This is a genomic window from Arthrobacter sp. YD4, assembly GCF_030410515.1.
In the GTDB taxonomy this organism is placed as follows: Bacteria; Actinomycetota; Actinomycetes; order Actinomycetales; family Micrococcaceae; genus Arthrobacter.
In genome coordinates this window covers 1-12,622 of sequence record NZ_JAUHHD010000003.1, presented here as the reverse complement: position 1 = coordinate 12,622, position 12,622 = coordinate 1, and the positions used below count along the sequence as shown (strand labels likewise).

The 12,622-nt window shown below is 66.2% G+C and carries 15 protein-coding genes and 1 other RNA gene; 3 read left to right on the top strand and 13 right to left on the bottom strand.

Annotated features, from left to right (window positions below):
• Positions 1 to 90: 90 nt before the first annotated feature.
• A complete protein-coding gene (locus QWJ39_RS08485) occupies positions 91 to 462 on the top strand; it encodes a hypothetical protein (RefSeq protein ID WP_290257340.1) in 372 nt (123 codons plus the stop codon).
• 51 nt (positions 463 to 513) lie between these two features.
• A complete protein-coding gene (locus tag QWJ39_RS08480) occupies positions 514 to 648 on the top strand; it encodes a hypothetical protein (protein WP_290257339.1) in 135 nt (44 codons plus the stop codon).
• A 45-nt stretch (positions 649 to 693) separates the two neighbouring features.
• On the opposite strand, the gene ssrA is transcribed toward QWJ39_RS08480, so the two are convergent.
• From ssrA to QWJ39_RS08415, 13 genes are all read right to left on the bottom strand, one after another.
• Positions 694 to 1,062: a transfer-messenger RNA gene (ssrA, locus tag QWJ39_RS08475) on the bottom strand.
• A gap of 120 nt (positions 1,063 to 1,182) precedes the next feature.
• Positions 1,183 to 1,653 (bottom strand): SsrA-binding protein SmpB, encoded by a 471-nt coding sequence (smpB, locus tag QWJ39_RS08470; protein WP_290257338.1) that lies wholly within the window; start codon positions 1,651 to 1,653, stop codon positions 1,183 to 1,185.
• A 39-nt stretch (positions 1,654 to 1,692) separates the two neighbouring features.
• Positions 1,693 to 3,105 (bottom strand): M23 family metallopeptidase, encoded by a 1,413-nt coding sequence (locus QWJ39_RS08465; RefSeq protein ID WP_290257865.1) that lies wholly within the window; start codon positions 3,103 to 3,105, stop codon positions 1,693 to 1,695.
• 26 nt (positions 3,106 to 3,131) lie between these two features.
• Positions 3,132 to 4,046 (bottom strand): permease-like cell division protein FtsX, encoded by a 915-nt coding sequence (gene ftsX, locus QWJ39_RS08460; RefSeq protein WP_290257337.1) that lies wholly within the window; start codon positions 4,044 to 4,046, stop codon positions 3,132 to 3,134.
• Complete coding sequence (gene ftsE, locus QWJ39_RS08455; RefSeq protein ID WP_290257336.1) at positions 4,043 to 4,855, bottom strand: cell division ATP-binding protein FtsE; 813 nt, start codon at positions 4,853 to 4,855, stop codon at positions 4,043 to 4,045. The genes ftsX and ftsE overlap by 4 nt, the downstream gene beginning before the upstream one ends.
• A 246-nt stretch (positions 4,856 to 5,101) precedes the next feature.
• Complete coding sequence (gene prfB / locus QWJ39_RS08450; RefSeq protein WP_290257335.1) at positions 5,102 to 6,217, bottom strand: peptide chain release factor 2; 1,116 nt, start codon at positions 6,215 to 6,217, stop codon at positions 5,102 to 5,104.
• A 28-nt stretch (positions 6,218 to 6,245) separates the two neighbouring features.
• The gene (locus QWJ39_RS08445; RefSeq protein ID WP_290257334.1) at positions 6,246 to 6,656 is read right to left on the bottom strand and encodes a pilus assembly protein TadG-related protein; all 411 of its coding nucleotides are present in this window, start codon (positions 6,654 to 6,656) and stop codon (positions 6,246 to 6,248) included.
• A gap of 71 nt (positions 6,657 to 6,727) precedes the next feature.
• Positions 6,728 to 7,246 carry a hypothetical protein gene (locus tag QWJ39_RS08440; protein WP_290257333.1) on the bottom strand — a complete coding sequence of 173 codons (519 nt, stop codon included), beginning with the start codon at positions 7,244 to 7,246 and terminating at the stop codon, positions 6,728 to 6,730.
• Entirely contained in the window at positions 7,227 to 7,574 is a 348-nt protein-coding gene (locus QWJ39_RS08435) for a TadE family protein (protein WP_290257332.1), read from the bottom strand. The genes QWJ39_RS08440 and QWJ39_RS08435 overlap by 20 nt, the downstream gene beginning before the upstream one ends.
• 168 nt (positions 7,575 to 7,742) lie before the next feature.
• Positions 7,743 to 7,994 carry a hypothetical protein gene (locus tag QWJ39_RS16275; RefSeq protein ID WP_356903097.1) on the bottom strand — a complete coding sequence of 84 codons (252 nt, stop codon included), beginning with the start codon at positions 7,992 to 7,994 and terminating at the stop codon, positions 7,743 to 7,745.
• 69 nt (positions 7,995 to 8,063) lie between these two features.
• Positions 8,064 to 9,005 (bottom strand): type II secretion system F family protein, encoded by a 942-nt coding sequence (locus QWJ39_RS08425; RefSeq protein WP_290257330.1) that lies wholly within the window; start codon positions 9,003 to 9,005, stop codon positions 8,064 to 8,066.
• Positions 9,002 to 9,856: a type II secretion system F family protein gene (locus tag QWJ39_RS08420; RefSeq protein ID WP_290257329.1), complete on the bottom strand. Its 855-nt coding sequence runs from the start codon at positions 9,854 to 9,856 to the stop codon at positions 9,002 to 9,004. Before QWJ39_RS08420 ends, QWJ39_RS08425 begins: the two co-directional genes overlap by 4 nt.
• Positions 9,856 to 11,079 carry an ATPase, T2SS/T4P/T4SS family gene (locus QWJ39_RS08415; protein WP_290257327.1) on the bottom strand — a complete coding sequence of 408 codons (1,224 nt, stop codon included), beginning with the start codon at positions 11,077 to 11,079 and terminating at the stop codon, positions 9,856 to 9,858. Before QWJ39_RS08415 ends, QWJ39_RS08420 begins: the two co-directional genes overlap by 1 nt.
• A 776-nt stretch (positions 11,080 to 11,855) precedes the next feature.
• Between QWJ39_RS08415 and QWJ39_RS16270 the strand changes: the two genes are divergently transcribed.
• Positions 11,856 to 12,622, top strand: a 767-nt coding sequence (locus tag QWJ39_RS16270) for a GH25 family lysozyme (RefSeq protein ID WP_356903094.1), incomplete at its 3' end; no start/stop codon positions are given.

The window sequence follows — 12,622 nt, the reverse complement described above, 5'->3', positions numbered from 1 at the left end:
GCGCCCCGCCGGGTACCCGCGGCAGTCCTGCAGCGCCGTCGGCAGTGGCCCGCCGGCGCCGCTTCTCCCGCCGTCGCGTAAAATTGACGGATGATTACCCGTCGCGAAGCAGCCCAGGTCCTCGATATTCCGCTGGAAATGGCCAGCCGCCACGGCATCCCCGCCCGGCTCTCCGACGCCGAACTCGCCGAACTGCTGGACAGCCCTCCGGCGTGGCTTCGCCAGTCCAAGGCCAACCGGACCGGCAAGCGGCCGGTGTGGGCCCAGCTCACCTGCGCCGTGTGCGGCTACTCGGAGGCCGCGCGGCCGAAGAAGTGGTGGCCCGAGTTCAGCTGGGTGTGCTGCGAACGGCACTCCCCCTTCGAGCTGCCGGAGCTGGCTCCCAACCACGTACGGAGCGAGTACGAGGGCGTCGGAACCCGGTTTGTCGGCGTCGTGGACGTGGCCGTACCCGGGGCGTAGCCTGAAACGAACGGGTTCATCCCGGGCCCGTTTCTTTTGAGGGAGTGCGCCATGCCTGATAAGTCGCCGCACCGGCACCAGAGCAAGAAACCGGTCAAGACCATCAAGGAAAAACGGGCCGAGAAAAAAGCCAAGCACATCGTCGATGAGCACACGGACCAGGTGTCCCACATCAAGCGGCGTTAACGACGAAACGGCCGGAAGCAGAAGCTTCCGGCCGTTTCGCTGGGTTGGTGGAGATGGGGGGAATTGAACCCCCGTCCGATGTCGTGTTGTCAGGGCTTCTCCGGGCGCAGTTTGCGTCGGATTTTCTCGGCCCCAGCCATCCTGCAAACAGGTGGCTGATCCGGGCCCAGTCATCTAAGAGTCCCGTTTACCCCGATGACGGGGGTAAACAGCAGTGGCTATCTAAATGACGCCAGGATCCGGGGCAATAGCAACCTCGGGCTGACGGACTGTCTTACTGCTTAGGCAGCGAGAGCGAAGTCAGTGCGTTTTGATTCGGCACTTATTGGTTTGCAGACAGCGTTTACGAGATAATTCTGCATCCTCGGCCCGCTTCACCTGTCGCGACTAACATCGTCGAAACCGATCATCCCCATGTTTAGTTATCAAACGTCCATAACCCGCCGTTCGGGACCTTGTGGATCCCTCCCGGACACTCAATGATAACGCAGCCGCCGTCGGAATCATTCCCGCGGCCGCGTGGCCGTCCCGGCCTTAGCGGCGGTTGCGTTCCCGCATGACGCGCAGGGCCTCGCGCTTGTCCTGCTGTTCGCGCAGGGTCTGGCGCTTGTCGTATTCCTTCTTGCCGCGCGCGACGCCGATCTCCACTTTGGCGCGTCCGTCCACGAAGTAGAGCTGCAGGGGAACGATGGTGAAGCCGGACTCGCGGACCTTGTGCTCGATCTTGGTCAGTTCCTCGCGGTGCAGGAGCAGCTTCCGACGGCGGCGGGCGGCGTGGTTGGTCCAGCTCCCCTGGTGGTACTCGGGGATGTGGATACCCTCCATCCAGAGCTCGCCGTTGTAGAAGGTGCAGAACCCGTCCACCATGGACGCGTGGCCCTCGCGCAGGGACTTGACCTCGGTACCCATGAGCGCGATGCCCGCCTCGTAGGTATCCAGGATGTGGTAGTCGTGCCGGGCCTTGCGGTTGGTGGCCACTGCCTTCCGGCCACTTTCTTTGGGCACGGTGCTAACTCCTCAATCGATGGTGCAATTCACTCCAGTTTAGAGCAGGCCCATGGGGTCGACCGCCTGGCCGTTGACCCAGGTCTCGAAGTGGGCGTGGCAGCCGGTGGAGTTGCCGGTGGTGCCGGAGTAGGCGATGAGCTGTCCCTGGCTGACCTGCTGGCCGACGGAGACCACCACGGAGGTGTTGTGGTAGTAGACGGTGGTCAGTGAGTTGCCCTGGATGACGCCGTGGGAGATTTTCACCCGGTTGCCGCCGCCGTCGTTGCCCCAGCCGGCGGAGAACACGGTGCCCGCGGCCGCGGCGTAGACCGGGGTGCCGCAGGTGGCACCGAAATCGATGCCGGTGTGCATGTAGCCGCCCTGGCCGTAGAAGTCGATGGTGCCCGGGGGCGTCGCCCGCCAGCCGAAGCCGGAGGTGATCGGGATGTTGGCCGCGAAGGGGTGCCGGAGCCCGAACGCCGAGATGGGACCCGGTGCGGGCGGAACGTAGGGTGCCTGGGGCGGCGGCGCCTGGCCCTGGGCCTTGGCTGCTGCGGCCGCTGCCGCCGCGGCGGCCTCGGCGATCCTGCGCTGCTCCGCCAGCCACGCCTCGCGGAGCTTGCGGTCCCGCTCGGCGATTTCGGCGGCCACGGCGTCCTGCTGGGCCTTGACCTGAGCGAGCTGGTTTTGGATGCCCGGCTTGGCGGCCTGGAGTTCGGCGTTGATCCGGGTGGTGTCGGCGATGAGCTTGTCCACCTGGGCCTTCTTGGCCTCGGCCTCGTCCCGGGCCGCCTTCTCCCGCTCCAGCGCGGCGTCGGCCTTGGACTTGAGGTCCTTGATCTCGGCTTCCACCGCCTGCAGGCGCGCCTGTGAGTTCACGTTGGTGGCGTTCTGCTGGGTGAGCTTGTCCATCGCCGAGTTCTGGCTGCGCAGGGCCTGGTCGGCCAGGTCGATGGTGTCCGTGAGGCTGCCGCCCTGGTTCGAGCCGAAGAAGAGCGAGAGGTTGGAGGGGACGCCGCCGGACTTGTACGCCTGGGTGGCGATCTGGCCGATCAGCTTCTTGGTCTCGGTGATCTTCTGCTGGTCATTCTGGAGCTGCTGGGTGATCTTGGCCTTGTTCTGCTGGGCCAGGTCCGCGCGCGCGGCGAGGGCATCGACCTCCTTGACCGCCCCGGCCACCCGGCCCTGGGCCTCCAGGAGGGATTGCTGGGCCCCGGGCAGCTGGCCCTGGTACACCACCAGGTCGGCCGCGGCCTGGGAGATCTTCGCGTCAACGAATTCGAGGGAGTCCTGGACCCGGGCGGCCTGGTCCCGCAGGGCGGCCTGCTGGTCCTCGAGGTTGTCCGCCACCGCCAGCGGCGCGGGCGCGCCGAGGCTGGCGGCGAGGGCCAGAACGACGGCGGTGCTGATTAGGCGGCTGTGGCGGAGGGCCTTGCGGGCCGCTGCGGTGCGTCGTGCCTTCGGTGTCATGGGCAGTTCCTCTACGTTGCGCACGGCTAGACCCTAAGGTACCGGCGGAGGGTCAGGAGCGATGATATTCCGGCGAGCACGATGCCCAGCCCGATCAGGGCGGGGGCAAGGATCAGCGTCTGGCCCGGGGAAATGAAGGCGGTATCCGGGTACTGCTTGGACAGGAAACCGTTGAGGAAGAAGTTCGCCACGGCCCAGAGCGTGCCGGAGGCCAGGGCCGCACCGATCACAGCGGCAATAACGCCCTCAAGGATAAAGGGCAACTGAATGACGGTCTTGGAGGCGCCGACCAGCCGCATGATGCCCGTTTCCCGGCGGCGGCTGAAGGCCGAGAGCCGGATGGTGGTGGCGATCAGCAGGATGGCACAGATGATCATGACGCCGGCGATGCTGACGGCCACGAGCGAGGCGGCGTTCATGGCCGAGAAGAGCCGTTCGAGCAGCTGGCGCTGGTCGATGACGGATTCCACGCCGGCCTGAGAGGAGAAGTTCTCGCTGATGACCTGATACTTCTCCGGGTCCTTGAGGTTGATCCGGAAGGAGGCCGGGAGTTGGTCCGGGGTGACCGAGTCGACGATCGGCGAATTGGAGAACTGCTCCTTGAAGTGCTTGTACGCGTCGTCCTTGGATTCGTACTGGAAGTCGTTGACGTACTGGGCCACGGACGGGGACTGCAGGAGTTTGCGCAGGTTGTCCTGCTGCTCCTGCGTGGCCGGACCGGAGGCGCAGCCGGGCGCCGTCGAGCCGTCGCTGCAGAGGAAGATCGCCACCTGGACCTTGTCGTACCAGTAGCCCTTCATCTGGTTGATCTGCAGCTGGAGCATGCCGGCCGCGCCGACGAAGGTCAGCGAGACGAAGGTGACCAGGATGACCGAGACCACCATGGAGAGGTTGCGGCGCAGGCCGCTGCCGATTTCCCCGAGAATGAAGGCGAGCCTCACAGCTGGACCTCCCCGGCGTCGTCGGCCTTGGCCGTGATGTTGCCGGCCGTGCCGCCGTCCGGTGTCCCGCCCTCGTCCCGGCCGCCGGCGTCGCGGGCCCGGCGGGCCTGGCCCACCGTGGGGATCATCGAGGTGTAAAGGGCACGGGCCTCATCACGGATGACCTTGCCGTTGCGGAGTTCGACGACGCGCTTGCGCATCTCGTTGACGATGTCGTCGTCGTGGGTGGCCATCACCACGGTGGTGCCGTTTTGGTTGATCTTGTCCAGCACGCCCATGATGCCCATGGAGGTGGTGGGGTCCAGGTTGCCGGTGGGTTCGTCGGCCAGCAGGATGCCGGGGCGGTTCACGACGGCGCGGGCGATTGCCACGCGCTGCTGCTCGCCGCCGGAAAGCTCATGCGGGAGGCGGTTTTCCTTGCCCTCGAGGCCAACGGTTTTGAGGACCTCGGGCACGGTTTCGCGGATGACGCTGCGGCTGCGGCCGATCACCTGCATGGCAAAGGCGACGTTGGCGAAGACGGTTTTTTGCGGCAGCAGGCGGAAGTCCTGGAAGACGACGCCGATCCCCCGGCGAAGCCGCGGCACCCGCCAGCTGGAAATCCGGGCCACGTTCTGGCCGGCGACGTAGACCGCGCCGGAGGAGGCCCGGTCCTCCTTGAGGACCAGGCGCAGGAAGGTGGACTTGCCGGAGCCGGAGGCCCCCACGAGGAAGGCGAACTCTCCCCGGTCGATCTCAAGGTTGATCGAATCCAGCGCCGGCCGCGCCTTCTGGTCGTAGACCTTGGTGACATTTTCGAAGCGGATCATGACCCTATGTACCCAGCAGGAGCCGGGCATCTTTCAGACCAGTTCTGCCGCCGGGGCGCGGGCTTTCTTTTGGGGGAAATAGGGCACCGGCCCTCCGACTATACGCACCGGCCCCGGCGCGCCGGCCGGAGGGTGGTGGCGTGTCGCGGGAAATTGGGCTGCCTGGTCTGCCGGCGCGGGACGGGCGGAGGGCGCGGGACGGGTGGCGGGCGCTGGTCCGGTTGGGCGGCGTCGCTTCCCGGGGGTTTACTTCTCCGCGTTGCGGTTGTCGGTGCGCCAGCGGATGCCGGCGTCGATGAAGTCGTCGATCTCGCCGTCGAACACGGCCGAGGTGTTGCCCACCTCGTGTTCGGTGCGCAGGTCCTTGACCATCTGGTACGGGTTGAGGACGTAGGAGCGCATCTGGTCGCCCCAGGAAGCCTTGACGTCGCCGGCGAAGGCCTTCTTTTCGGCGTCCTCCTGCTCCTTCTTCAGCAGCAGCAGGCGGGACTGGAGGACGCGCATGGCGGCGGCGCGGTTCTGCAGCTGGGACTTCTCGTTCTGCATCGAGACGACGGTGCCGGTGGGGATGTGGGTCAGGCGTACCGCGGAGTCGGTGGTGTTGACCGACTGTCCGCCGGGGCCAGAGGAGCGGAAGACGTCCACGCGGATCTCGTTGTCCGGGATCTCGATCGAGTCGGTGGATTCGATCAGCGGGATGACCTCGACGGCGGCGAAGGAGGTCTGGCGGCGGCCCTGGTTGTCGAAGGGGCTGATCCGGACCAGGCGGTGGGTGCCCGCCTCGACGCTGAGCGTGCCGAAGGCGTAGGGCGCCTTGACCTCGAAGGTGGCCGACTTCAGGCCGGCCTCCTCGGCGTAGGAGGTGTCCATGATGGTGGTCGGGTAGCCGTGGCGTTCGGCCCAGCGCAGGTACATCCGCAGCAGCATCTCGGCGAAGTCCGCGGCGTCCACGCCGCCGGCGCCGGCCCGGATGGTCACCACGGCTTCGCGTTCGTCGAACTCGCCGGAGAGGAGGGTGACCACCTCGAGGTCGGCGAGCGCCTTTCGGACGGATTCGAGCTCCGCGGCGGCCTCCCCCATGGAATCCTCGTCGCCCTCGTCCTGGCCGAGCTCCACGAGCACCTCGAGGTCATCGATGCGGGCCGCAAGCTTGTTAAGGCGCTCGAGTTCGGACTGCTTGTGCGAGAGCTTCGAGGTGATGACCTGTGCGGCGGAGGGATCGTCCCAGAGATTCGGCTCGCCGGCGCGCTCGCTCAGTTCGGCGATGTCCTCCTTGAGCGCCTCGACATTGGAGACGTTCTCGATCGAGGCGTAGGTGGCGCGCAGCGCGCGGATTTCAGCGGGAAAATCAATGTTTGCCATGGTTTTTCAAGCCTACCCCGGTTGCGAGTCAGCGCGTCAGCCGGGACCGCGCCGTCGACGTCGCCTCGATCCTGATGCCGTCGGGGACCAGGAAATTCACGATCGGCGGGTGCACCGCGGCGCTGAGGACCACGACGGCGGTGGCCCCGTCGGGGCTGCCGGTCGCCGGCGCGACGGCCAGGTCGCTGAAGCGGGCGTAGGCGCCGTCGCGGGTGAGGTAGTCGAGGGTGGTGCCGCGGACGCGGGGAGCGCTGAGGATGGCGGTGGGTGTGCCGGAGCTGCCGTCGATCTGGCCCAGGGTGAAGCTGTCCGCCGCGGCGATCGACGCGCCGTCGGCGAGGGAGAGCAGCTTCTTGTGTTCGAGGTACACGCTGGAGGCCGCGGCGACCACGGTGACGATCAGCAGGGCGATCAGGACATAGCCAATAATCAGGACCATCAGCTGGCCGGACTCTCCGGCGTCCTCCGGCTGTCGGGTTGTCTGCCTTCTGCTTCCTGTCCGCGGTGCCATCAGCGGAACCGCCCGACGATCTGGGTGGAGGTGGCGCTCAGGTGTCCGGCGTCGAGCCGCAGGGCCTCGCCGAACGGCACGAACGGAAGTGGGACGGTGAGCCGGACCGTAACCGTCACGGCTGATCCGGCGGCGGTGCAGTCTGGGGAACTGCACGCGGTTTCCAGGGTGGCATTGCCCGCGGGCTGCCCGTAGTCGGCAAGCGCGAGTTGGACGGCCTGTTCCGCGGCGGCGCGCCCCGCGCCGGCGTCGGCCTGGGCAACGAAGACCTTGGCCGCCTGGTCCGCGGCCCCGGCCACGGCGAACGACCCGCCCTGCAATTGGCCCAACGTGATGATGAAGTACACCACCGGGACCATGAGGAGCAGCGCAAGAAAGGTGAACTCGACGACGGCGCTCCCCTGTTCCGGGTTGGTCCCCGCGGTGTCGGGGTCCGGGACGTCCGGGCGGCCGAGGTCAGGGACACCCGGGGGCACAGGGTCCGGGACTCCCGGGGGTTCAGGGCTGGAAGGCGGCATGGCCCTTCACCTCCAGCACGCCGGTCGGACCGATCAGGCCGATGACTGGCAGCGGGGCACGGACGGTCACCTCAAGGGTGCGGATTCCACCGTAGCTGGCCTCACCCGTGCTGACATCGCGGGCGAAGTCAGCGCTCAATGCGGCGCCGATCAGCTGCGTCGTGCGCTCCCTAGCGTCACCAGCGCCCCGGTCGGCGAGCGTGCCGTATCGCGCCCCGGAGGCAGCGGCGTCAATCAGGGTGTTCCGGACGTGCAGAACGAGCGCGAGCTGGACGATAGCCAGGAAGAACACCGTTGCAAGAGCGCCGACCATCACGAAGTCGACCACGGCGGCACCCCGCTCGGGGTGGTGGGTCCGGGGTGGCTGGCCCGTGCAGTGACCGAGGGCGCAGCGAGGAAGTATGCTCCGTCGGGCCGTGACCCTGCCGCCGTCGGCGCGTCCGCCCTCGCCGTCGGGCGCCCGCGCCAGATCACCTGCCGGTACGCGCATCACCGCCTATTGCCCGACCTTCTGCATCGCCTGGTTGAAGAGACCCTCGAGTGCCGGCCCGGCGATCGCGAGGAGGGCGGCGACCAGGACGGCAGACATCAGCGTGATCATCACCCAGCCGGGGACGTCACCCCTTTCCCGCGGGTCGTCTCCAGCCATTTTGCCCTTGTGACGCTCCCCAGGCGCCGCACCCGCGCACCAGAGGAGCGCGAAAAGCAGCCTGTTCATGACGCGGGCCGGATATGTTGGAGTAGCCATGTGATTCCCCTTTTTTCTTGTGCTGCTGACGCTTTTGATGTTCATTCGATTCGTGGGCGGGCTCGCCCGTCAGAGGCCTAGGGTGATGGCAGCCAGGCCCGGGAAAACGGCGAAGACGACCGTCAGGGGCAACACGCCGAAGACGAGTGGGACCATCATCCCGATCTCCTTTTTGCCTGCAGATTCCATGAGGTCGCGCTTTGCGGCGTCCCGAACGTCCTGGGCCTGCGCCCGGAGGATTTCCGCCAGCGGCGTGCCCCGTTCCACCGCGACGATGAGTCCGTCGACGAAGCGCACCAGCGGGGCCAGGTTGGTCCGGGCGGAAAAGTCCTGCAGGGCTTCCACCAGCGGCTGGCCGGCCCTGGTAGAGGCGAGCACCAGGCCGAACTCCATGGCCAGTTCCCCCTGGGTGCGGCGGCAGACGCGGTCCAGCGCCCCGGTGGCGCTCTCTCCGGCGCTCACGGCCAGGGCCATCAGCTCGGCGACGCTTGGGAACTCCGCCATCATGCGGGCCTCCCGTTTCTTGATGCGGGCACCGAGTGCATAGTCCCGGAGCATGAAGCCGGCCAGACCCGCGGCGACGACGATCAGGACAGCGAAGAGCGGGTTGAGCCGCACGGACAGACCACTCATCAGGACTATGGCCACCGCACCCAGGAATCCTCCGGCGGCCCACAGCAGCTGTTCCGCGCGAAATTCGACGGCGGTCTTCTCACTCCCGGCACGAACCAACCTGCGGTTCAGCGCCGTCGTGCCAGGGTTGAGCCGGCCCAGAGCCCGCATCCAGTCGCCGAGGACGGGCCGTATGATGCGCTCCAAGGGCCCGAAGGGAGTGAGGTTCCGGGGTGCCTCGTGCAGCAGCCGGGATTGCACGCTGTAAGACCGCAGTTGCGGGGCGATCCGTTCTGTGAAGCTGACCGGCCTCATGAACGGCAGGCGTGCAAGCACCAGCCACAGCGCGGCTCCCAGCACGGCACCACAGGCCGCCGCGGAGGCCAGCAGCGCGCTCATCGGAGCACCCGTTCGTCCTGCGGCAGGGCGCCAATCCGGAGCATGAGTGTGTAACAGATGAGCGAGACCACAAGGCCTCCGACCAGCACGGCGGCGCCGACGGCCGTGTTGTAGGCGGCGACCGCTTCGGGCCGGCTGGCGAGCAGGACGAGCACAATCCAGGGTGCCGCGACGGCGAGTCTGGCTGCGTTGACGGTCCAGGACTGGCGCGCCTCCAGTTCGCTACGGGTGCGGGCGTTCTCGCGCAGGAAGTCCGCGAGGGTGCCGAGTAACCGTCCCAGATCTGAGCCGCCCACTTCGCGGGTGAGGCGCAGGGCTTCCACGATGCGGTCGGCGACGGGGTCGGCGAGCCGTTCCTTGAGCCGGTTCAGTGCGGGGTCGAAGCGGCCACCGGACCGGTAGTCGGCGCCGAAGTCCCGGAACAGCGGGCGCAGCTCCGATGGCCCCTTGTCGCCGAGCTGGATCAGGGCCTCGGGGAGCGACAGCCCAGCGCGGATCGCCGATCGCAGGTGGTCCACGACGTCGGGCCACAGCTCCCGGAGCACGGCCGTCCGTTTTCGTGCCCGCCACCTGACGGCGCCCAACGGCAGCCATCCTCCGAACAGCCCGAAGCAACAGGAGATGGGCCACGACCGGGTGCCGGCGAAGAAGAGCAAGGACACGAAACCTCCGACGCCGAGGCATGTCGCCAGGAGTCCGACCCTGCTGACCTTTTCGATGCCCGCGGTGCGCAGCAGGTCATCAAGGCGGTTCACTTTCGGAGGCCGTGGCGCCCGGGGTGGCTGCTCCCAGGCCGACCACCAGATAAGCAGCAGCCCCACTCCCCCGAGCAGCCCAAGCAGCGGCGCCATCAGTGTGACTCCAGCAGTGCAGCGACGTCGTATCCGGCGCGAGCGAATTTCTCGGCCGCCGGCATCGAGTTCGCCCGGGCGGCCAGCTGGCCGCCGTCGAGCTCGAACACCATTGAGGACTCGATGACCCCGTTCTCGACCCTCCGGCCCAGAGCGAGGATCTCCGTAACTTGCCGGCGGCCGTTCGCGTGCCGGCTGCAGTGGACGACGAGGTCGATGCAGGACGCGACGGTGGGGACGACGAAGTCGCTGGAGATGTTTTCGCCGGCCAGCAGCGGCAGGGTGCAGATCTTCGTCACCGCGTCGTGGGCGGAGTTTGCGTGGACGGTGCACATCCCGGGAAGGCCAGAATTCAAGGCGATGAGCATGTCCAGGCTCTCAGCCTCGCGGACCTCGCCAACCACCAAGCGGTCAGGGCGCATCCGGAGCGCCTCCTTTACAAGGCGGCGGAGCGGGATTTCGCCTTCGCCTTCGAGGTTTGGTTGCCGGCACTGGAGCCCGACGACGTCGCGGAGAAGGAACTTCAATTCGAAGATCTCCTCTACGGTGACCACGCGCTCCCGGGTGCCGATGCTGGCCGCGAGACAGTTCAGCATTGTTGTCTTGCCTGCCTGCGTGGCTCCAGAGACGAGGATGTTCAGCCCGCTGGCGACGGCCGCTCCAAGGAAACGCGCTGCTTGCGGCGTGAGGGTGCCCAGCTCCACGAGGTGCTCCAGCCTGCTGGCCTTCACGACGAACTTGCGAATGTTGATGGCCCAGTGGCGCCGTGTCACGTCCGGGATGACGACGTGCAGCCTGGAACCGTCCGGAAGGGAGGCGTCAACGAAGGGCGAAGAGAGGTCGAGACGGCGACCGGAGCTTTTGAGCATGCGCTCGACCAGATCGTGGACCTGTTGCTCGGTCAGGGCCGCGGACGTCAGCTCCGACTCGCCATTGCGGGCTACGAAAATCTCGTTCGGGGCATTCAGCCAGATTTCCTCGATCGCCGGGTCATCCAGAAGGGGCTGCAACGGCCCGAACCCGGCGACGGCGTCGAAGACAAAGCGACGTGCCGTGTCCAAGGGACCGATGGGAGGCAACGGGGCCAGGAGGGCCCGCTCGTCATAGTCAAGGACAGCGTCGTCGACCAAGCGTCTTACTTCGACGGTCTGCCGCAGCGGGTCAAGCCCGCGACGCCGGATCAGTTCCCGGACCTCGTCCTCGACGATGCGCACAGCTTCCACGGTGCCCCCAACATGACCGCTGCCCCTTCCCCTGGGGCAGTGCAACTGGGGTTAAACCTAGGGTGGGGCGGTCATAAGAACAACCAATTTTCTCCCGGTTGTGGAAAAATCCCCGCAGATTTATAACAATTTTCACACAGGTATCAGGAGAAACTCTGGTGGCGCTGTTTTGCCGGGATAGGGTGAGCGCGATAAGTCAGACATTCTCGTCCCCGGTTAGCGCTCGGTCGCTTGGCCCAGGGGCGGAGATCACCATGACACGGCTCGAACGTGTCGTTGTACCGGAGCGGCACATGCAGCAGTCCCCACTTCCCCCAACCTATTACTTTCTCGGCCGGGTTGGAGCCGGGCTGCTAGCTGCTGCCCTCATGGCAACGGCCTGTCAGGCCGCACCGGCATTTGCGGTAGAACCCACCCCCAGCCCGTCGGTCACGACGACGGCGGCCCCCGCTCCTTCGCCAACCCCTGGGTCCACGGTGGCGCCGACGTCGACCGTCGCTGCCTCGGCATCTCCCTCCGCAACAGCGACATCGTCGCCAGCGGTTTCTCCCTCTCCGACTCCGTCGGTCGTGTTGGATCCTTCCTCGGCTTCTGGCCGGGCTGCAATGGCAGCGGCGGTCGGCCCCGTTGGTGCAGAAATGGGTCAGGGTTCCAAGCGAGTCGCTTCAACCCCCACCGGCGCCAAATCCCTCACCACCCAGTCGCTGAGCACTGAGGGTACTTGGAGCCCAACGTTTGGCGTGCAGGGTCTGGACGTCAGCGGCTATCAGACCAGCGTGAACTGGCAGCAGCAATGGAACATGGGTGCTCGCTTTGCTTATGTCAAAGCGAGCGAAGGAAATTACTTCACCAACAGTCTTTTTGGATCGCAGTATCAAGGTGCGCGCAATGTAGGCATGATCCGAGGCGCTTACCATTTCGCCATTCCGAACTGGTCTTCCGGTGCCGACCAGGCCCGCTACTTCGTTCAGAATGGAGGGGGATGGAGCGCCGATAGCTACACCCTTCCGCCTGTTCTCGATATTGAGTTCAATCCCTACGAGAACAAAACCATCAACGGGTTCTACTTTGGTGACACCTGTTATGGCATGTCACCCAGTCAACTCTCTTCATGGGTCAGAGATTTCGGCAGCACCATGTCCTCGCTGACGGGGAGATTGCCCGTTATCTACACCAACACATCCTGGTGGAACCAATGCCTTGGAAACCCCGGCGGCTTCGGCGACTACCCGCTGTGGGTTGCCTCCTACCCGGGCGCCTTCACGAACAATGCGGGGCCTCTGCCGTCCGGCAGTTGGGCCAACTACAGCATCTGGCAGTACAGCAGTACAGGTCCGCTTACCGGTGACTCAAACGTATGGAACGGCAGCTACACAGATTTAGTCGCTTTCGCTAATGCGGGAATTCCTTACGGAGCAAGCAAGGCGATTGCTGATGTGGCGGCTGTTTCTCCCGGGCTTGGTAAGTCGGTTTCGGGTTTGAAGACCGGGTTGCGGGGAGGTGTTTCGCAGGGGTTTGAGAACGGTGCGATTTATTGGACTGC

What these genes read in the sequence shown, in the direction of transcription:
- QWJ39_RS08425 (WP_290257330.1), bottom strand. Translation starts at nt 9,005, where the DNA reads ATGAGCGCGCTGCTGGCCTCCGCGGCGGCCTGTGGTGCCGTGCTGGGA.
- QWJ39_RS08445 (WP_290257334.1), bottom strand. Translation starts at nt 6,656, where the DNA reads ATGGTCCTGATTATTGGCTATGTCCTGATCGCCCTGCTGATCGTCACC.
- ftsE (WP_290257336.1), bottom strand. Translation starts at nt 4,855, where the DNA reads ATGATCCGCTTCGAAAATGTCACCAAGGTCTACGACCAGAAGGCGCGG.
- QWJ39_RS08480 (WP_290257339.1), top strand. Translation starts at nt 514, where the DNA reads ATGCCTGATAAGTCGCCGCACCGGCACCAGAGCAAGAAACCGGTCAAG.
- QWJ39_RS08440 (WP_290257333.1), bottom strand. Translation starts at nt 7,246, where the DNA reads ATGCCGCCTTCCAGCCCTGAACCCCCGGGAGTCCCGGACCCTGTGCCC.
- QWJ39_RS08465 (WP_290257865.1), bottom strand. Translation starts at nt 3,105, where the DNA reads ATGACACCGAAGGCACGACGCACCGCAGCGGCCCGCAAGGCCCTCCGC.
- QWJ39_RS16275 (WP_356903097.1), bottom strand. Translation starts at nt 7,994, where the DNA reads ATGGCTACTCCAACATATCCGGCCCGCGTCATGAACAGGCTGCTTTTC.
- prfB (WP_290257335.1), bottom strand. Translation starts at nt 6,217, where the DNA reads ATGGCAAACATTGATTTTCCCGCTGAAATCCGCGCGCTGCGCGCCACC.
- QWJ39_RS08485 (WP_290257340.1), top strand. Translation starts at nt 91, where the DNA reads ATGATTACCCGTCGCGAAGCAGCCCAGGTCCTCGATATTCCGCTGGAA.
- QWJ39_RS08420 (WP_290257329.1), bottom strand. Translation starts at nt 9,856, where the DNA reads ATGGCGCCGCTGCTTGGGCTGCTCGGGGGAGTGGGGCTGCTGCTTATC.